We start from the raw sequence: 19,378 nt of genomic DNA on the forward strand, positions 1-19,378 counted from the left end.
GGATCTTACGCCTCCGCCATCTGCTCGAAGAACTCGCGATTGTTCTGCGCGCGTTCCATCCGTTTGAGCAGGAAGAGCATGGCTTCGTCGCTCGGCATGTCGGCCAGAAAGGTGCGCAGCAGGAAGATGCGCTGCTGCTCGAACGGCGAGAGCAGCAGTTCTTCGCGGCGCGTGCCCGACTTGTTGATGTCGATGGCGGGGAAGATGCGCTTCTCGGCGAGCTTGCGATCGAGCACGAGCTCCATGTTGCCGGTGCCCTTGAACTCCTCGAAGATCAGCTCGTCCATGCGCGAGTTGGTCTCGATGAGCGCGGTGGCCACGATGGTGAGCGAGCCGCCCTCCACGAGTTTGCGCGCGGCGCCGAAGAACGCCTTGGGCTTCTGCATGGCGGTGGCTTCCATTCCGCCCGACATGAGCTTGCCGCCCTGCGGTGCGACCGCGTTGTGCGCCCGCGCGAGCCGTGTGATGGAGTCGAGCAGGATGACCACGTCCTTGCCCGATTCCACGAGGCGCTTGGCCTTTTCGATGACCATCTCGGCCACCTGCACGTGGCGATCGGCCGATTCGTCGAACGTGGAGCAGATGACCTCCGCCTGCGGACAGGAGGCCTGCATGTCGGTCACCTCTTCGGGACGCTCATCGATCAGCAGGATGATGAGCGTGACCTCGGGGTGATTCTCGATGATGGAGTTGGCCAACTGCTGCAGCAGGATGGTCTTGCCGCCCTTGGGTGGCGCGACGATCAGGGCCCGCTGACCCTTGCCCAGAGGGGCAACGATGTCGCAGATGCGAGTGGCGACTTCCCCGTTCGCCCGCTCGAGATGGATCCGCTCGTCGGGGTACTTGGCGGTCAGGTTGTCGAAAGCGCTGCGCAATTTGGACTGCTCGGGGTCACCACCGTTGATGCGCTCCACTTTGAGGAGTGCGAGATAGCGTTCCCATTCCTTGGGCGGGCGGACTTCTCCCATGACCGTGTCACCGGTGCGGAGGTCGAACCGCTTCACCTGGGAAGGGGAGACGTAGATGTCGTCGGGGCCGTGCAGATAGTTGAAGTCCTGGGCCCGGAGAAATCCGTAGCCTTCGGGAAGGACTTCGAGAACGCCCTCGCCATAGAGCGTCGTCTCGGCATCGAGCAGGGCCTGCTCGATGCGGAAGATGAGTTCCTGCTTGCGGAGGCCGTTGACGCTGGTGAGCTGCAAGGACTCTGCCAGCGCCAGGAGTTCAGGAACCGACTTCCGCTTCAGCTCGGCGACATGCACTGGGCAAGGGAACGAGGGACCGAGGGCCGCCGGGGCCTGGTTGGCCCCGCGCGACACATCCCACAAGGGTCGACCCCCGGGGGGCCGAGGCATGCGCGCGGCAGGACTCGAACCTGCGACCTTCTGCTCCGGAGGCAGACGCTCTATCCAACTGAGCTACGCGCGCATTCGCGGCCGGTTACGACCGCACACCACCTGACGGGCTCAGGCGAACCTGTCCTGCGTCAGACCGGTGAAGCTAACCGCGCACGCCCGGCAGGGGCAAGGAACCCAAGGGGACCGATGACGGGTTTTGCGCCGCCGCTTCCACATCCTGCCGGGAAGCGAGGGCCATGCTGCGCAACTGCGCCCGCAGCGCTTCGACGGTGGTGTGCAGCACCCCTTCCTCGCGGAGCTGCGTGACGTTGCGGCCGGTGTAGCGCCGCAGGTACTGGCCCAGCGACCCGCCGTCGGGGAAATCGAGGACGCCGGCCACCGAATCGAGGGTATGCCCCGGCTGTTCGAGGAGCGCACTGGCCACCAGCAACCGGCACCAGGTGAGAAACGGACGGGGCGACGGCAGGCCGGCGCGGAGGAAACGGTTGTGCAGTGTCCGTCTCGTCATACCGAAGACCGCGGCGAACTCGTCGCGGTCGAGATGTTCCCCCGCGTGTTCGAGGCCATGCTCCAGCATGGGTCGGAGGCGCCGGGGGATGACGTCCTCCAGCAGGCCGACGACCTGCGCGGCGACACTGCGTTGCCGGGCGGTGGCGAGGATCCGGGAGAACACGTGCGGGAGCTCGTCCTGTTCCTCCCGGACGATGTCCTGAATGCCGGCCCGCGCCAGCTCGAGGAGCTGGGCGGTGTCGATCCGGCGCAGGTCGCACCAGGCGACCAGCGGATGGGCCGGGAACGCCTCCCGGAGCTGCAGGACGGCACGAAGACCGGCGGTGTGATGTACGCCACCGGCTTCCACGACCGTGAGTGATATACTGCCGGTGGCGACGGCCGAGAGGAGGCTGGGGACATCGTCGACTGTCACCACGCGGTAGCCCGCCGGCGCGATCCGCTGGGCCCGGAGCTGGGCGGCGGATCGGCCGGGAACCCACGCGATCTGCGACACCGGGCGCGGCGGGAGGTCGCCCGTTCCAGTGGTGGTCAAAACTGGTTTCCCACGGGAACCGATGATTTCCCATGGGAGCACGGCTGAGACGGCCATGCGATGCCATCTAGGAGCACCCCTTTACTGGAGTGTCTTTCGATGTCCATCGCACGTCGCCTTCTGCTGCTCGCCGCTGTTACCATCACTCCCCTCGTTGCTGCCTGCAGCCTTCCCACGGCGGCTGACGATCCTGGGTCGGGCGGTGGTTCGGATTCGACCGCCTTCTTCGATCTGAAGCCCTGGGGATAACACCGAGCACCGGACAGGCCTACCGGAGCGCTGTCAATCGAGCGATGGAAGGACGTACCGAGGCGCGGGATCGCGTTCGAGGTGCACGGACATCGCTGACTGGCGGCTGGAGCGAGGGCGACGCTGCCCACGCCCGCTCCATGGCATCCGCCCGGAACTCGTATTCGTGGTAGCGAAACGTGGTGGCCAATTCCCGGGCTCGCCCGAGCGTTGACTGAGCCGTTTCATGCTCCCCGATCAGCCAGTACGCCTCCGCAAGGTACATCAGAATCTGCGCCGCGTCATGCGACTGGTTGCCCCGGGCGATCTCTCCATGGATGGCCTGCGCCAGATCGTGCACCTCGGCGGCGAGATGCAACCGACCCGCGGCTCGTACGGCACCGCCGAGTGCGACCATCATCACACGGGATGATGGTCGCATCTGAAAGACCTGCACGAACCCGTTGCGGGCGGGCTCGAAAAAACCGGCGCGCAGGGCCACGACGGAGAGATCCGCCAGCGCCCCCGCCCGTGTCTCCTGATCCTGTTCGCTGGCGTCATACAGTTTCCAACCGAACAGCATGGCATCGGCCAGCCGGTTGTCGCTGATCGCCAGCGTCATCAGGCCCTGACAGGCATGCACATAGGCCCCACCGCCCAGGACCGCCGACCGCAACGCTTTCTGATACAGGCGTTGTGCCGCAGGACGATTGCCGCGCATGTCGTGAATCAGTGCCTGACCCACGTACCCACGGGCCGCCAATGGTCCGTCCCGCTCATGAATGGTTCGTTCGACGACCGATTCGTAACACTGCTCGGCGCTGTCGTAGTCATTCATCTGTCGCGCGACGCGACCCAGATGCACCGTCGCCAATGCGAGCGCGGCATATCCGGAATCGATGGCCAGACGACACACGGCCGAGACGGTGGTGAACGCCAGCTCGAAACAGCCGGCGAGTTCCATGTCTTCCGCGGCCGAACGAAAACGCTCGTACAACTGATCGAGCGAATCGGTTGGCGCCGGTTGGGCATCGTGGGTCAATGTCGGCCGGCGTCCGCGGTATTCGGGGAGCAACGACTCGATGTGCGTCAGATCCTGACGCAGACGGATACGGGGCGCACTCGACAGGGCGTCCGCGGCCTGCGCTATCGACAACCAGGGCAACAGCTGATGGTCGAGAAACGCACCGCGTGAGGCCGCGTCCTGGGCGTCGGAGGCAAATGCCTGCAGAGGAGACAGTGGCTTACGCATGACTTGATCGGAAGGGTGACAATACTGCCAATGCAATGAACCGCATGAAGACCTCTCTGAGGGTAAGCGGGAGCGCGAGCGCATGGGTGGGTACACACCCACCACCAACAACATGGTGTGCAAACGATCCAGCCAACCGGTAATGGTGGGAAATCGTCGGTAACCGTGGGAAACGGATTTCACCGAGGACACGAACGCTACTTGACTCGTTTTCGAGCGATCCGGAAACTGCGACCATGGACGTACGTCGAGTCGCAGTCGCTCTGGTGGTCCTGGCAGCCGCGTTGTTGCTGACCACATACGGCGGCGGCGATGACGCGGGTCCGCCCTGGGCCGACCTCCGCACTTCCGCGCCATCTGGTGTGGCGCTGATCATCAGACCCGAGGATCCGCTCAAGCGCCTCGCCGATCTCCGGCTGGTCCAGCGCGTGCTGCCCATTTCCGCGGTCATCATGGTCACCGGCAACGAGATCTCCCGCGAAGACTCCGTGCGCGTCCGCGAGATCTTCGGCACGCAACCCGTGCGGTTTCTGCCCGCCATCGACGAACGCACGCTCGCCAGAATGGGGCTCGACACCACACCCGGCGTGTTCGTGTGGAACAGTGTGAGTCACATGTCCACCGTCATGAGCGTGCAGGAGGACCGCCACAAACTCCAGGATCAGTTGCGGCGCATCCAGTATCTCACCGCCCTGGACGGGATCACCTGGTAGGCCAGGAGTCCACAAGCCAGGAGTGCACTGGCCCAGTCTGGCTCCCTCCCTCCTGACCAGCTCCTCCCTGCTCCCTTCCCCGTTGTCCTGGGCCGCAGCCCCAGCGCCAAACGTTAGAACCTGATTAAACCATCGGAAATCCGGCGTTTCCACGCGCGCCGGATATCGCCGCCCGTCGATCCGCGCCGTATTGTAGCCCGGACTTCGATCCCGGAAATGGCACGATTCGCCCTTTCCCGGGACTCTTCCGACGCTCCAGCTGCGGCCAATGCCAATCCTGCCTCTTCCGCGTCATCGGGCACCGTTCACGCTGCTGGTCATCGCCACCGCCGTCGTCGCGGCCTGCAGTAAGGGGGCGGCGTCTTCCACCGGTGACAGTCTCACCGATGGAAGCACCACCAGCGCGGCCGAGGACTCGGCGCGCCCCGCGCTCGCGCTGCCCGTCGTGGCCGACGATGCGCGCAGCGGTGATCTCATTCTGCGGGTGTCCACCACGGGGCAGATCCATTCGGACGCTGTCGTGAAGTTGCGGGCCGAGGTGGCCGGCGCCGTGACCGCGTTGCAGGTGCGTCCGGGGCAGACGGTCACCCAGGGACAGGAACTGCTGCGCCTCGATCCCTATCCGTTCGAACTGGCCGTGCGGGAAGCACAGGCCCGCGCCGACGAAGCGGAGCAGCGGTTTCTCGAATCGTATGTGCCGGAGTCGCTGGTGACGGGCCGCGGCCCCACGCCCGAGCAGCGGCGCGCCCTGATGAACAAAGCCGGTCTGACCGGCGCTCGCCTGCAACTCGAACGTGCCCGGTACGAGCAGGACCGGGCCATCGTACGAAGCCCGGTGGCGGGCACGGTCGATCTCGTCGAAGTGGCGGTGGGAGAAAAACTCTCCGCCGGTCAGATCCTGCTCACGGTGGTCGATCTGTCGCATCTGCGGATCGATGCACAGGTGCTCGAACATGATCTGCCGCTGATCCGTGTGGGGGGGGAAGCGCTGGTGTCGAGTGCCGGTGCGCCCGGCCGCACGCTGCATGGGCGCATCGATGCCGTGCTGCCGCTGGTCGATTCGACCACGCGGGCCGGGCGGGCGGTGGTGCGCGTGACCGGCGATGGACGCCTGCGACCCGGGATGTATGCCGATGTCTCGCTCGAAGCCACCCGACTGCCGGGTCGGCGACTCGTGCCGTCGCGGGCCGTCATCGAGCGGGATGGTCGTCCCCTGGTGTTCGTGGTGCGCGATGGCCGGGCGCAGTGGGTGTACATCGTGCCCGGCCGCAGCAATGGGGTCGACACCGAAGTGCTCCCCGATTCGAGTACGGGAGAAATTCCGGTGCACGCCGGTGACCAGGTGATCGTGGACGGTCATCTGACACTGACGCACGATGCGCCGGTGCGTGTGGTGAAGGCCGGCACCCCGAAGGGGTGAGCCGGTGAGTCTCGCGGCCTTTGCCGTACGTCGCCCCGTGGCCACGGTGGCGGCGATCCTCGCCGTGCTGCTGCTCGGATCGGTGTCGCTCACCCGATTGCCGGTGTCGCTGCTGCCGGACGTGTCGCTGCCGGTGCTGACCATTCGCACGAACTACACCGGGGCCGCGGCGCCGGAGGTGTCGCGCTTCGTGGCCGAACCCATCGAAGCGGCCATCGCGGCCACGCCGGGGCTGGTGGAACTGCGCAGCGTGAGTCGCAACGGAACGGCCACGACGACGGCGCGTTTTGCCTGGGGCACCGACATGCGCGGCACGGTGCTCACCGTGCGTGAGCGACTCGACGCCGCGCGCAGTCAGCTGCCACAGAGCGCCGAACGGCCTACGTTGCTCACGAGCGATCCGGGCGAACGGCCCATCGCGGTGCTTGCGGTGCGCGGCGTGGATGTGACCGACTCCACACGCGGCGGCGGAGCCGGTGGACGAGCCGGTGGACAACGCGCCGGCGATCTGCGCAGTCTCGCGCGCACGGCGGCCGATGTGCACGCCCGTCGTCTCGAGCAGATCGCGGGCGTGGCGAGTGTGGCGGTGGTGGGCGCTCCCAACGATGAAGTGCGCGTGGCGCTCGATCCCGATCGGTTGCGCGCGCTCGATCTCACACCCGAAGACGTCGCCGCCGCGATCCGCACGCAGAACGTCACCGGTGCCGGCGGTACGATCCGCCGCGGACAGTTCCGGTTCTCCGTGCGTTCGCTCACCGAATTCCGCTCCCCCGAGGAACTGCTCGACACCCCCATCGGCCCCACGGCGAGTGGGCTGACGCTGCGCGACGTGGGCACCGTATCGCTCGGGCTCGCCGACCCCCAGACTCGTACGCGCCTCGACGGCGCCGATGCCGTGGGTCTCGTCGTGTACAAGGATGCCGGTTCGAACACCGTGGCGGTGACGCGGCGCATGATGGACGCCGTGAATGAGTTGCAGACGGAGTTTCCGGGCATGGCCATCACGGTGGTGGCGGCGCAAGCCGACTTCGTCACCGATGCGCTGTCCAATCTCGGTCAGGAAATCATCGTGGGTGGCGCGCTGTCACTGCTGGTGATCCTGCTGTTTCTGCGTGACTGGCGCATGTCGTTCGCCATCGCGCTCACGGTGCCGCTGTCAGTGCTCATGGCGCTGGTCGTGCTGCAGGCACTCGATGTGTCCATCAACGTGTTGTCGCTGGGCGGCCTGGCACTCGGTACCGGCCTGCTCGTGGACACCGCCATCGTGGTGGCGGAAGCCGTGGGACGACGACGCAGCGAAGGCATGTCGCTGATGGACGCGGCCATTGCCGGCACCGACGAAGTGGCCGCGCCGCTCTTTGCCGGCACGCTCACCACGGTGCTGGTGTTCGGCCCCATCATCTTCGTGCGCGGGCTGGCCGCGGCGCTGTTCCGCGATCTGTCGCTGAGTGTGGTGACGACGGTGGCGGCCAGTCTGCTGCTCTCGCTCACGTTGATGCCGGTGATGATCGTCGGCCGGCGTCGACCTGGCAACGTCGAGAGATCGCCCAAGGCGCCGGTTGCGGTGCGGGAAGTGCCTGTGTCGGCGTGGGCGCGCCGTCTCGATGCGTGGGGACACCGACTCGCCGCGTACTATGAACAGGGGATGCGCTGGTCGCTGACCCATCCGCGCACGGTGTTCGGGATCTCCCTCGCGGGTCTCGCGATCACGGTGGTGCTGGCGATGCAGCTGCCCCGCGAGATTCTGCCGCGGGTGGATGAAGGGGTGATCGTGGCCGATGTCGCATTGCCCGAAGGCACCAGTCTCGAGGCCACCGAGGCCCAGGTGGCGCGTGTGGAAGCCGCTGCACACACACTGGGGGCGCGCGATGTGTATGCGCGTGTGGGCAAGGCCACCGACGAAGAAATCCTCGGCGGCGCCGATCCCGGATCGAGTGCCACGGCGCAGCTGATCGTGCGGGTGCCCGACGGACGGCAGGCGGCGGATTTTGCGCAGGCGTTACGGCGCGCGCTGCCCGATCTCGCGCGTGGTGCGTTGGCCATCGATCTGGCGGGGCAATCGGAATTCGGTTCGCTCATCGGCCGTGAAGGACGTCTCGTGCGCGTGGAACTGTCCGCCGGCACACTCGAGGATGCGCAGCGGTGGGCCGACTCCGTACGGTCGCGCCTGACGGGTATGCCGACGCTGTCCGATGTGCGCGATGCATATGCGGCCACGCAGCCGGTGGTGGAGGTGTCGCTGGAGCGTCGTCGGCTGGCCGAACGGGGCATCGCGCCACAGCAGGTGGCCAGTGCGCTGGCCGGCGCGTTGGGTGGGGTGGTGGCCAGCGAGTTGCGCGAGACTGATCGACGCACGCCCATCATGGTGCGGTATACCGGCGTGCGGAACGAGGATCTGGAGACCGCGTTGCGTACCAGTGTGCGCGGCGTGCCGCTCGCGCAGTTGGTGCAGGTGCGGGAGACGCGGGCACCGGTGGAGGTGGTGCGCATCGGACAGCGTCCGGTGTCCATCGTGGAAGGACTGGTGGAGGAAGGCGGAACGGCCCGCGCCACGCAGGATGTGCTCGAGCGGATGCAGGCGATGACGTTGCCGGGCAGTGTGCGCTGGGAAGTGGCCGGCGCCGATGCGGAGCGGCAGCGCACGTCGAACGAACTCACGCTCGTCGCGGTCCTGGCGGTGGCGTTGATGTTTCTCGTGCTCGCCGGGGAATTCGCGTCGTTCACGATCCCGCTGGTGGTGATGTGCACGGTGCCGCTGGCCGGTGCGGGCGCGATCGTGTTTCTGTGGCTCACGGGACAATCGCTCAATGCCGTGAGTCTCATCGGCATCGTGGTGATGATCGGCATGGCCGACAATGAAGCGGTGGTGAAGCTCGATGCCATCCGCGCGCTGCGGGAGCAGGGGCGACCGCTGCATGACGCGATCCTCGAGGGTGGCGCCCAGCGTCTTCGGGCGATCGCGATGACGAGCATCACCACGGTGACCGGTGTGCTGCCGCTGGTGTTCGGGTGGGGATCCGGTGGTGCGCTGTATCAACCGCTGGCCGCGGGCATCATCGGTGGCAGCATCAGCGCGCTGCTCGTGACGTTCTTCCTGCTGCCCACGGCGTACGCGGTGCTCGAGCAGCGCACTCTGGATCGCCAGGCACGGGCCGTACCGGCGGTGGTGGGGACGACGCCCGCATGATCCGTTTCGCCACCGCGCGTCCGGCGGTGATCTGGGCCATGTGCGTGGCGCTGCTGCTGGCCGGAGCGATCGCATTCACCCGCCTGCCCCTGGCCGCGCGTACCACGGTGGAATTGCCGCGACTCTCGGTGGCCGCCTCATGGCCGGGTGTGGCACCGGAAGTGGTCGAGGCGTATCTCACGGCGCCCATCGAATCGGCCATCCAGGGCGTGCGCGGCGTGAGACGCGTGTCGAGCATCAGCAGTGATGGGGTGGCCACGCTGACCGTGGACCTCGAAGAGCGTGCCGATGTGCAGATGACGCGACTCGCGATTCTCGAACGCCTGGAACTGCTGCGCACCGAGTTCCCGCCGGGCGTGAGTCCACCGTTCGTGTCCAATCATGTTCCCGAAGGCTTCGAGGAGCTGCCGCTGTTGTCGTTGATGGTGTTCGGTCCGTATACGCCCGGCACCCTGCAGCGACTGCTCAACGAGCAGGTGAGTCCGAAACTCTCGGGTGTGCCCGGTGTGGCGGGTGTCACGGTGCGTGGCGGAACCGATCTGGGTGTGTCGGTCACGTACGACGCCACGCGCCTGCGGCAACTGGCCATTCCGCCCGAACGTCTTCGCGAGACGCTGGCGTCGGCGCGCCTGGTGCAATCGCTCGGCATGCTCACGTCGAATGCCGGCACGAGCGCGGCCTCGGTGCGCGCCGTGGTGCTGCGCGATCAACCCGATGCCATCGAAGCGTTGCAGGCGTTGCCGGTGATCGGCGCGGCCGGACGGGTGTTTCCGCTGGGAGAGCTGGCGTCGATCCGCGCCGAGGAGGATACCCGCGGCCGCTTCTTCCGGATCAATGGAGAGCCGGCGGTTGCGCTCGATGTGGTGAGAAGTCCCGGAGCCGACGCCATCAAGACCGCCGCCGCGCTGCGGGAAGCGGTGGCGGCGCTGCGTCCAGCATTGCCACTGGGAGTCCGTCTCGAGATCGCCAACGACGAGAGCGTGGATCTGGCGCGCGAACTGCGCGATCTGACCATGCGTGGTGGTATCGCCTTCGTGGCCGTACTGCTGGTGCTGCTCCTCTTTCTCCGGCGCTGGCGGGCGGTGGCGGCCGTGATGGGCACCACGGCCGTGGCCATCGCGGCCACAGCGCTCACACTCTACGTGTTCCATATTCCCGCCAACCTGCTGACGTTGGCGGGACTGTGCATGGGGATCGGCATTCTCGTCCAGAATGCCATCGTCGTGGTGGAGCGACTGGCCCAGGCGCCGGACACGCCCGAGGGACGCACCGAAGCCACACGACGCATCGCCCCGGCCGTGATGGGCAGTACACTCACCACCGCGGTGGTCCTGTTTCCATTTCTGTATCTGCAGGGAAATGCGCGGGCGGCATTCGTGCCGTTTGCCGTGGCCTTCGTGGTGGCGCTGGCATGGAGTGTCTTCACGTCGCTCCTGGTCGTGCCGGCACTGGGCACCGGTGTGGCGGCGGGGAGCGCGCGATGGCCCCGCATGCGTCGGGTGTATGCCCGGATCGTGCGGGGCACGTTGCGCTGGCGCTATGTCACGTTCCTGTTGACGCTCGGCGCACTGGGCGGACTGATCTGGGTGTTCGTGGAGAAGATTCCGCGGTCGTCGTTCAGTTGGTTCGGAGAGCGTCGGACCACGCTGCGGGTTTCGATGACATTCCCGAGAGGATCGGATCCGGGCACGCTCGATCGGGCGATGCGGGATTTCGAGACCATTGCCGTGGGTCCGCGCGAAGTGGAGCAAGTGCGTACCGAATCGCGCAGTCCCACGAGCGCCTCGATGATGGTGCTCTTCACGCGGGCGGGCGGCTGGACGTCCATGCCGCTCATCATGCAGGAGCAGCTCACGCAACGCGCGGTGCTGGTGGGGGGCGCAAGCATCAGCGTGGTGGGTGACGGTCCAGCGTTCAGCAGCGGCGGTGGAGGCGGGGGCTTCTCGTCGTTCCGGCTCCAGGTGAAGGGGTTTGCGTACGACGGTGTCTCGCGGGTGGCCGAGGATCTCAAGGCCCGGCTCGAACGGGTGCCCCGCGTACGCGATGTGCGCATCACCAGCGGGGGCTGGGGGTGGAGTGAACTGAGCTATCAGGTGACGCTGGAGCCCGACCGTGCCGCGTTGCGGCGGTATGGCATTTCGGCCGCGCAGTTCACGCAGGCGGTGGCTCGTGAAGTGCGCGGGCCCATCGGGGCGCAGCGCCTGGTGATCGGCGGGGAAGAGCTGCCGATTTCGCTCAAGGCCGCCGGCGCGCGTGACCGGTCGCTCGATCAGCTGCAGTCGGCGCAACTGTCTTCGGAAAGCGGGGCGCCCGTACGCATCGGCGATGTGTCCGTGGTGGCCGAACAGGAGGCGCTGGCCACGGTGGTGCGTGAGGATCAGCAGTATGTGCGACAGGTGAGCTACGATTTTCGCGGTCCGCCGCGACTGGCGCGACGCACGCACGACGCGTTCGTGAAATCCCTGTCGGCACCGGCGGGATACAGCATCATCGATCAGAGTAGTGGCATGCCGTTCTCCCAGGACGACAGTCAGAAAGGTCTGTGGCTGGTGTTCGGCATCGGCGTCGTGCTGGTGGTGCTGGCCGTGGCCCTCGTCTTCGACTCGGTGTGGGGCGCGGCGCAGGTGTTCTTCGCCTTGCCGCTGGCGCTCGCGGGGGTGATCGCGGCGTTCTGGGCCGCCGACGCGGCGTTCACGCGGGAGGCCGCCGTGGGGGTGATTCTCGTGGTGGGGCTGGCCGTGAATCAGGCCATTCTGCTGGTGGATGCGGCGCTCGAACGCCGTCGCAAGGTCGGTCCACTGCATGCGGGGCTGGTGCTGCGCGCCGCACTCGATCGCGCGGGGATGATCGTGATCGTCACCGTCGCGGCGCTGGCGTCGCTCGTCCCGTTGTCGGTCGGGACCGGAGCGGACACGCTGTTCGGTGCCATCGCGCTCGCGACAGCCGGGGGCACGCTGGCGGGCACCGTGGGGGCGATGTTCGTGATGCCGTCCCTGTTGATGCGGGCGCCGCGACGGAAGCCCCGTCGACCGCGATCCGGACAGTGATGACAGGCGACGAATCATCGCGACGAATCATCGTGACGGATCATCGCGATGAAATCACCGGATGGAATCACCGTGATGCCGCAGGATGATGGGGCATGAGGTCGCGAGGCGTCACGTCGACTATCATTCGGCGTGATACGCACTATTCCATTTCCGATTTCCCGCCCGTTTGCCCGGCGATTGCCGGGGCATGCGCCGCAGTGGGCACTGATGCTGGGTGTTCTGCTTGCCGGTTCCGCTGGCGGCCTTGGCGCACAGCAGGCCGACGCGCCCCGCGCGGAACGGCCGCCGTCGTCCTGGCGTCGCAGCCTCGAGGCCAGCGGCTCGTTGCTGTATGGCGCGGCGAGTCAGCGGGTGCTCAATGGACAGTTCTCCATTGGCAGCGAGACGGTGCATCGTCAATTGCGCGCCGACGTGCAGTCGGGTTACGGCGATGCGATCGATCTCGGGACGGGTGACCGGCGGGTGATCGTGCGCAACACACGTGGGACGTTCAGTGTGGATCTCACACCGCGGGCGCGAGTGAGTCCATTCGCGTTCGGTCTGGTGGAAACGAGCCTGCAGCAGCGGCTCGCTTCGCGCGTGTCGGCGGGCGCGGGGGCCAAGTACACGGCATGGCGTCCCGATTCCGTGCGCGGCGGTTTCCAGGAGGATGCGAGCGTCAGTCTTGCCGTGCTCAGTGAACGGACGCGAGGGCTGGTCGTGGATACCACCTCCGTGAAACGTGGCTCCGGGATGCGCTATCGCTGGTCGCTGCGCATGCGGTACCGCACGCGCATCGGGGAGACGCTGCGTTTTTCGCATCTCACGTTCTTTCAGCCCACATTCGATCGCCTGGCCCGACACACGCTGGAGAGTTCCACCACACTGGCCGTCCCCCTGCGCTCGGCGATCGAGCTCACCGTGACCCATCGCGAACGTGTGGACAGTGAAGCCCGCGACCGCGGCGCACCAAGCAATCGAGACGGACAGATCCTGTTCGGCGTGCGCGCGGCCTTCTGATCGCGGGCACCCCACGGCCATCGCCACCGCGCTAACTTTCAGACATGGCTACCATCGCATATCTCGGCACGGGGCTGCTGGGCAGCGGCTTCGTGGAGGCCGCGCTCGGGCGCGGCGATACCGTCACCGTCTGGAACCGCACGGCGGAGAAAGCCGCGGCGCTCACCACGTTCGGCGCCCGGGTGGCGTCCACTCCCGCTGAAGCGGTGCAGGGGGCCGAGCGTGTCCATCTGGTGCTCAAGGACGACGCCGTCGTCGAAGAAGTGCTCGCGGCACTCCGACCGGGATTGGCGCCGGAGACCATCATTGTCGATCACAGCACGACCCAGCCGGTGCTGACCGCCGAACGGGCCGCCAGGCTGGCGGGGGAAGGGGTGAAATATCTGCACTGCCCCGTCTTCATCGGACCCGCGGCTGCCCGCCAGGGGCAGGGGATCATCATGGTCTCCGGGCCGCAGGCTCTGTTCGATGCAGTGCGCCCCGCTCTCGAGCAGCAGGCCCAGCGGGTGGTCTACTGGGGCGAACGCCCCGATCTGGCCGCGGTATACAAGCTGATGGGCAATGCCCTCATCATCGGACTGGGTGCACTGGTTTCCGATGTGTTCACGATCGGTGCCGGTTGCGACGTGGCCCCGCCGGATGCGCTCGAACTGCTCCAGTTCTTCAATCCCGGCAGCATGCTCCAGAATCGCGGGAAGAAGATGTCGCAGGGGGACTTTGCCCCCAGTTTCGAGCTCGTCATGGCGCGGAAGGACGTGCGTCTGATGCTGGAAACGGCCGGCTCGCGGCCGCTGGCGGCGCTGCCCTCCATCGCGGCCCGGATGGACGAGGTGATCGCGCAGGGACATGGCGCCGAGGACTACGGGGTGATTGCCCGTGACGCGCTGCATCGCTAGTCTATTCGTTCTGACCCCAATCGAGGCCACCCGATGCCGTTTTTCAGTCACCCCGCGAACGCCGACTGGCTGCTCCCGATCATCAAGCTGCCCCTGATGCTCATCTCGGGGATTTTCAGCGTGATCCTGACGATCGGTCCGTTCGGGCAGATCGCCCTCATTGCGATCATCATCGCACTGTTCGCCCGTAACATCATGGGGCCGGTACGTTCCTGATCAGCGATGACCGGTGGATGGCGCCGGCAGTCACGAGCCCGCCGCGACCCCCGTCGCGGCGGGCTTTTTGATTGAGGGGTGATTGAACGGCCGGCCATCGCTGGGCCGAAAGGCTCCAGGCGAAACGAAATAGGGGCTTGGGGGTGTCCAATTGTTCGATAGAAAGCAGGCCGGCAGCCAGCCGGTCGTGGGGCTCGCCGCCCGCGGCGTTCCCGTCCCCCGATCCGATCCCTGAATCGTCTTCCGTGTGGCACCCCTGATCGACTCCGTGCAGCGTCACCTGGGTGACGACTTCGTCATCGAGCGGGAGCTCGGTGGCGGCGGGATGTCGCGCGTGTTCGTGGCGTTCGACAAGCGTCTCGATCGACGGGTGGTCGTGAAGCTGCTGCGGCCGGAGCTGGGAGCGGGCGTGAATGCCCAGCGATTCCGGCGCGAGATTCTGACCGCGGCCGCGCTGCAGCATCCGCTCATCGTCCCCGTGCTCGACACGGGTGAGATCGATGGGGTCCCGTATTTTCTGATGCCTTTCGTGGAAGGCGAATCGCTGCGGGCGCGATTGCAGCGGGGACCTCTCACCGTCGTGGAAACCGTGCGCATCCTGCGAGATGTTGCGCGGGCGCTGGCGGTGGCGCATGCCCGACAGGTGGTGCATCGCGACATCAAACCCGACAACGTGCTGCTGGCCAACGATGCGGCGGTCGTGGCCGATTTTGGCGTGAGCAAGGCGTTTGCCGTCGCGCGTCATGAACACGATGCGCAGATGATCGGCCGCAACATCTCCGGGTCGACCACCACGGCCGGCGTGTCACTTGGCACGCCGGCCTACATGGCTCCCGAACAGGTGGCGGCGGATCCGCAGGCCTCGTTTCCCATGGACATCTATGCGGTGGGCGTTCTGGCGTACGAGATGCTCACCGGTGCGCCGCCGTTCACCGGTCGTTCGCCACAGCAGGTGATGGCCGCGCACATCACGGAGCAGCCGGCCTCCATCGAAACGCGTCGCGCCGATCTTCCGCCCGCCCTTGCCGTCCTGGTGATGCAGTGTCTGGAGAAGGACCCGATACATCGTCCCGCGGGGGCCGCGGCGCTGGTGACGGCGCTGGACGATCCACAGGTGATGAGCGGCAGTTTCACGCCGGTGAGTGAAGGGCACGATGTCGCCGAGGTGCTGCGTACCCTGACCGGCGGTCAGCGCGTGGGGCGGAGTGCCGCGCGTCGATGGATGTGGCTCACTGGTGCGGTGGCATCGATCGGGCTCGTGGTGGGGCTTGCCTGGTGGGCGGGATTCCGTGACGGTGACCGTCGTGGTGAGGGGGCCGGCGCGGCCTCGAACACAGGTCCGAATGCGGCCGGGGTAGCGACGCCCGGTGCACTCGGTGGTCCGGTCGTGGCCGACACGACGCCATCCGTGGCCGTGCTGCCGTTCGTGTACCTGGGCAGCGATACCACGCAGGCCTATGCCGCGAATGCGATTGCCGATGCGATCACGAATGCGCTGGCTCTCGAGCGGGGGCTGCGGGTGAGCTCACGCTCGGCGGCGGAGGTGCTGCAGCGCCGGATCGCCAGCGGTGACACCACCCGCATGCCCGTGCGCACCCTGGTGGAGGGGGTGGTCGAGGTGGAAGGCACACGCGTGCGTCTCACCGTGCGCCTCGTCGATGCCAACGATGGATTCACGCTCTTTGCCGACCGTGTGGAAGGTGAACGGGGCAATCTCTTCGCCCTCGAAGACGACATTGCGAAAGACATGCGCGATCTGCTCCGATCGCATTTCAATCTGACCGGGCGGTAAAGACCCCCTCGCTGTGTCGGGGGATTCCGCACAGCGCAGGCGGAATTCGCCCGCTGGTTGTGCAGGGGCCTCGTGGCGACCCTCAGGGCAATGGGTTCCACTCGATATCTCCGTCGTGGCTCACGCCATGCGTTCCATCTCCCGTCACTGTTGTCGCCGCTGGCGATAGCCGTGGCGATGGCCGGTGCACCGGCCGGCGCGTTGTCGGCCCAGGCGCCGCTGCCACCGCCGGTATTGTCCGACAGTACACCCCGTGCCCCGTTTCCCGTGGGGGAGATCCTTGAGTACCAGGTGCATGTCTCGCTCGGCGGCAACATCGGGCGCGGACAGATGCGTGTGGAAGGGCCGGTGCAGGAGCATGGGATCACGTTGTGGCGACTGGTCTCGGAGATGCATGCCCGACGGGCCTTCGTGCGGGCGAGCGATCGCAGTACGTCGTGGTTCGATCCAGCACGATTCGCGACCCGCCGTTTCGAGAAGGTCGAACGCAGTCCGCTGGGAAGCGGAACCGAACGCGTGGAGATCGATGCGGAAGGCGGCACCTGGCGGGGCACCGATGGCAGCGACAATCCGCTGGCGTCACCCCAGCCACTGGATGAACTCTCGTTTCTGTACTTCCTGCGCACGCTGCCGCTCGACCGTGAAGGATCGTTCAGCCTCACGAGGCACTACGACGAGTCCCGCAATCCCACGCTGGTGAATGTCGGCGCCGAGGAAGTGGTGGAAACCCCTCTCGGATCCTTCCGGACGCGTGTGGTGGTCATGCACGTGCGCGATCCCAAGCACTACAAGGGTATCGGTCTCATCAAGGTGAATGTCGATCTCTCGGCGTGCCATCTTCCGGTACGCATCGTGAGTCGCATGCCCATCGTGGGCACCACGACACTCACGCTGGTGGCCCGCTCGACATCCCCGCGTCGCATCGATGCGCCGGTGAGTGCGTCCGTCGATGCCTCGGGTGAGAGCGACGCGGCGCACAGGCGTCCATGTGTGGAGTCAGCAAACCCCTGACGCCCCCGCAGGCAGGAGCCTCACGAAAGTTCCAGACCTGCCCGACCTGAATTTGCTGCGCCAAGGGCGAATCTCCTACCCAGAGGTGACTGATTCACCTCGACCTGCACGAATACCGGAGATGCACGATGCGTTCCCTCAATCCCTCAATCCTCGTCATGACGGCCGCGGTGGCGCTGATGGCAGCGACGCCCAGCGGTTCCGGTCAACTCACGCTGCGTGAAGGCAGCCGCCTGTGGTTCGACGGTACATCCACGGTGCGCTCGTGGAGCTGCACGGCAGACCGGATCGACGCGACGATCAACTCTCCCGAGACCGCGGTGACCGACGCGGTACTCGATGGACGCAAGGTCGATGGCAAAGTCGAAGTGGACTTTCCCGTGGCCAAGCTCGAGTGCAAGAACGGCACGATGAACGAACACATGCGCAAGGCGCTCAAAGCGACGGACAATCCGACGATCCGCTTTGCGCTCGATGGCTACGACCTGACAAAAACATCGGCGGTCGGCGGCACGTTGCACGGCACCCTGCAACTGGCCGGCCAGAGCAAGCCGATCATCATCCCCGTGCAATTCGCGCCGGCCGAAGGGGGCCTGCGCGTCACCGGCAAGGTGCCGCTCAAGATGACGGAGTGGGGCGTGAAGCCTCCCACGCTCATGCTGGGCACACTCAAAGTCGGTGAGACGGTCACCGTGAACTTCGACCTCCTCCTGCAGCACTGAGTTCCGGCTCTTTCCCCTTCCATTTCAGTCGATTCCGGTACCACATCATGACTCGCTCACGTTTCTTCCTCGCCGCGGTGATGAGTGTCGCACTCTCGCCGCTCGGCGCTCAAACCGCCACCTCGTCGGCGGATACGGCGAAAGTCCAGCAGCGTACACTCACCATCCAGTACCTGCGTCCGCAGGACCAGCGCGGCATCAACGTCTTCGAAACCCCGAAGGTGGCCGGTGCCGAGTACAAGGGATTCGCGTTGCAGTTCGGCGCCGCCTTTGCCCAGCAATTCCAGGGACTGACCCATCAGAACACGGCGGACTCGGTCTTCCAGGCCGCGGTGCCGGCCGTCCCGGGCAACGCCGGCACGGCGTCGGTGGCGAACAAGAACCGCCTGATGGCGATCAGCAACGGTTTCAACAACGCCACGGCCAACATGTACATGCACGCGCAGCTGGCACGTGGTGTGCGCATCCAGCTCACGAGCTATCTGTCGGCCCGCCATCACAACGAAACCTGGGTGAAGGACGGGTTCATCCAGATCGATGAATCGCCGATCGACATCGGACTGCTGAACACGATCATGAAGTACACGACCGTGAAGATCGGTCACTTCGAAGTCAACTACGGCGACTTCCACTTCAAGCGGTCGGACAACGGTCAGGCGCTGTACAATCCACTCGTGGGCAACGCGATTCTCGATGCCTTCACCACGGAAGTCGGCGCGGAAGCGATCGTGCAGCACAACGGACTGCTCGGTGTGTTCGCGCTCACGAACGGTGAGATCCGCGGCAACATCACCCGTCCGGCCGACCGGTCGCCCGCGGTGATGGCCAAGCTGGGTTTCGACCGGCAGCTCAACGACGACGTGCGGGTGCGTCTGACGGGTTCGTGGCGCAATCAGGGCAGCGCGATCAGCAACACGCTGTATGCTGGCGACCGGGCGGGTTCGCGCTACTACTACGTGCTGGAGAACTACCAGGCGACCGAATCGGCGCAGCAGTACTCGGGCAACATCAATCCGGGCTTCAGCGACAAGTCGAGCTCGTACATGATCAACCCGTTCGTGAAGGTGCGCGGTCTCGAGCTGTTCGGCATGGTCGAGAAGGCGAAGGGACGTGCGGCGCCGAACACGAACCCGGTGCGTGAAGTGAACCAGTACATGGGCGAGGCGACGTATCGCTTCCTGCAGGGCGAGAAGCTCTTCGTCGCGGCGCGCTGGAATCAGGTGAGCGGGGATCTCGGTGGTCTCAACAACGACATCAAGGTCACCCGTGGGAACGCCGGGGCGGGCTGGTTCATCGCGCCGACGCTGCTGCTCAAGGCGGAAGTGGTGAACCAGACCTATACCGGATTCGCCCGCACCGACATCCGCAACGGCGGCAAGTTCAAGGGCTTCATGCTCGAGGCGGTGACGGCGTTCTGAGAACTACAAACAACGAACAGCTTTGCCGCGGATGACGCGGATGGGGCGGAAACAACACGGATAACTACGGAAAA

14 protein-coding genes and 1 tRNA gene are annotated in these 19,378 nt (G+C 66.1%); 11 read left to right on the plus strand and 4 right to left on the minus strand.

Going from position 1 to position 19,378, the window contains the following annotated elements:
• Positions 1-5: 5 nt before the first annotated feature.
• The 4 genes from rho to WG208_RS00475 all read right to left on the minus strand — a co-directional run bounded on the left by rho (position 6) and on the right by WG208_RS00475 (position 3,880).
• Entirely contained in the window at positions 6-1,259 is a 1,254-nt protein-coding gene (rho, locus tag WG208_RS00460) for a transcription termination factor Rho (RefSeq protein WP_337169347.1), read from the minus strand.
• A gap of 92 nt (positions 1,260-1,351) precedes the next feature.
• Positions 1,352-1,425 (minus strand) — tRNA-Arg (locus WG208_RS00465).
• 72 nt (positions 1,426-1,497) lie between these two features.
• Positions 1,498-2,400, minus strand: a complete 903-nt coding sequence (locus tag WG208_RS00470; RefSeq protein ID WP_337169348.1) for a helix-turn-helix domain-containing protein — start codon at positions 2,398-2,400, stop codon at positions 1,498-1,500.
• A 268-nt stretch (positions 2,401-2,668) separates the two neighbouring features.
• Entirely contained in the window at positions 2,669-3,880 is a 1,212-nt protein-coding gene (locus tag WG208_RS00475) for a tetratricopeptide repeat protein (RefSeq protein WP_337169349.1), read from the minus strand.
• A gap of 236 nt (positions 3,881-4,116) precedes the next feature.
• Here WG208_RS00475 and WG208_RS00480 point away from each other — a divergent pair, with 236 nt between their 5' ends.
• From WG208_RS00480 to WG208_RS00530, 11 genes are all read left to right on the plus strand, one after another.
• Complete coding sequence (locus tag WG208_RS00480; protein WP_337169350.1) at positions 4,117-4,593, plus strand: hypothetical protein; 477 nt, start codon at positions 4,117-4,119, stop codon at positions 4,591-4,593.
• A gap of 268 nt (positions 4,594-4,861) precedes the next feature.
• The gene (locus WG208_RS00485; protein WP_337169351.1) at positions 4,862-6,013 is read left to right on the plus strand and encodes an efflux RND transporter periplasmic adaptor subunit; all 1,152 of its coding nucleotides are present in this window, start codon (positions 4,862-4,864) and stop codon (positions 6,011-6,013) included.
• Positions 6,014-6,017: 4 nt separating this feature from the next.
• Positions 6,018-9,200, plus strand: coding sequence for an efflux RND transporter permease subunit (locus WG208_RS00490; protein ID WP_337169352.1), 3,183 nt, complete (start codon positions 6,018-6,020; stop codon positions 9,198-9,200).
• A complete protein-coding gene (locus WG208_RS00495; RefSeq protein ID WP_337169353.1) occupies positions 9,197-12,247 on the plus strand; it encodes an efflux RND transporter permease subunit in 3,051 nt (1,016 codons plus the stop codon). The genes WG208_RS00490 and WG208_RS00495 overlap by 4 nt, the downstream gene beginning before the upstream one ends.
• Before the next feature lie 132 nt (positions 12,248-12,379).
• Positions 12,380-13,249: a DUF481 domain-containing protein gene (locus WG208_RS00500; protein WP_337169354.1), complete on the plus strand. Its 870-nt coding sequence runs from the start codon at positions 12,380-12,382 to the stop codon at positions 13,247-13,249.
• A 44-nt stretch (positions 13,250-13,293) separates the two neighbouring features.
• Positions 13,294-14,145, plus strand: a complete 852-nt coding sequence (locus tag WG208_RS00505) for an NAD(P)-dependent oxidoreductase (protein ID WP_337169355.1) — start codon at positions 13,294-13,296, stop codon at positions 14,143-14,145.
• 33 nt (positions 14,146-14,178) lie between these two features.
• Positions 14,179-14,361 (plus strand): hypothetical protein, encoded by a 183-nt coding sequence (locus WG208_RS00510; protein ID WP_337169356.1) that lies wholly within the window; start codon positions 14,179-14,181, stop codon positions 14,359-14,361.
• Between the two features lie 247 nt (positions 14,362-14,608).
• Positions 14,609-16,153, plus strand: coding sequence for a serine/threonine-protein kinase (locus tag WG208_RS00515; protein WP_337169357.1), 1,545 nt, complete (start codon positions 14,609-14,611; stop codon positions 16,151-16,153).
• Positions 16,154-16,243: 90 nt separating this feature from the next.
• The gene (locus tag WG208_RS00520) at positions 16,244-17,164 is read left to right on the plus strand and encodes a DUF3108 domain-containing protein (protein ID WP_337169358.1); all 921 of its coding nucleotides are present in this window, start codon (positions 16,244-16,246) and stop codon (positions 17,162-17,164) included.
• Positions 17,165-17,292: 128 nt separating this feature from the next.
• The gene (locus WG208_RS00525; protein ID WP_337169359.1) at positions 17,293-17,886 is read left to right on the plus strand and encodes a YceI family protein; all 594 of its coding nucleotides are present in this window, start codon (positions 17,293-17,295) and stop codon (positions 17,884-17,886) included.
• A gap of 47 nt (positions 17,887-17,933) precedes the next feature.
• Positions 17,934-19,304 carry a hypothetical protein gene (locus tag WG208_RS00530; RefSeq protein WP_337169360.1) on the plus strand — a complete coding sequence of 457 codons (1,371 nt, stop codon included), beginning with the start codon at positions 17,934-17,936 and terminating at the stop codon, positions 19,302-19,304.
• The last annotated feature ends 74 nt before the right edge of the window (positions 19,305-19,378 follow it).

Origin of the sequence: Gemmatimonas aurantiaca (assembly GCF_037190085.1) — a bacterium.
Taxonomy (GTDB): domain Bacteria; phylum Gemmatimonadota; class Gemmatimonadetes; order Gemmatimonadales; family Gemmatimonadaceae; genus Gemmatimonas; species Gemmatimonas aurantiaca_A.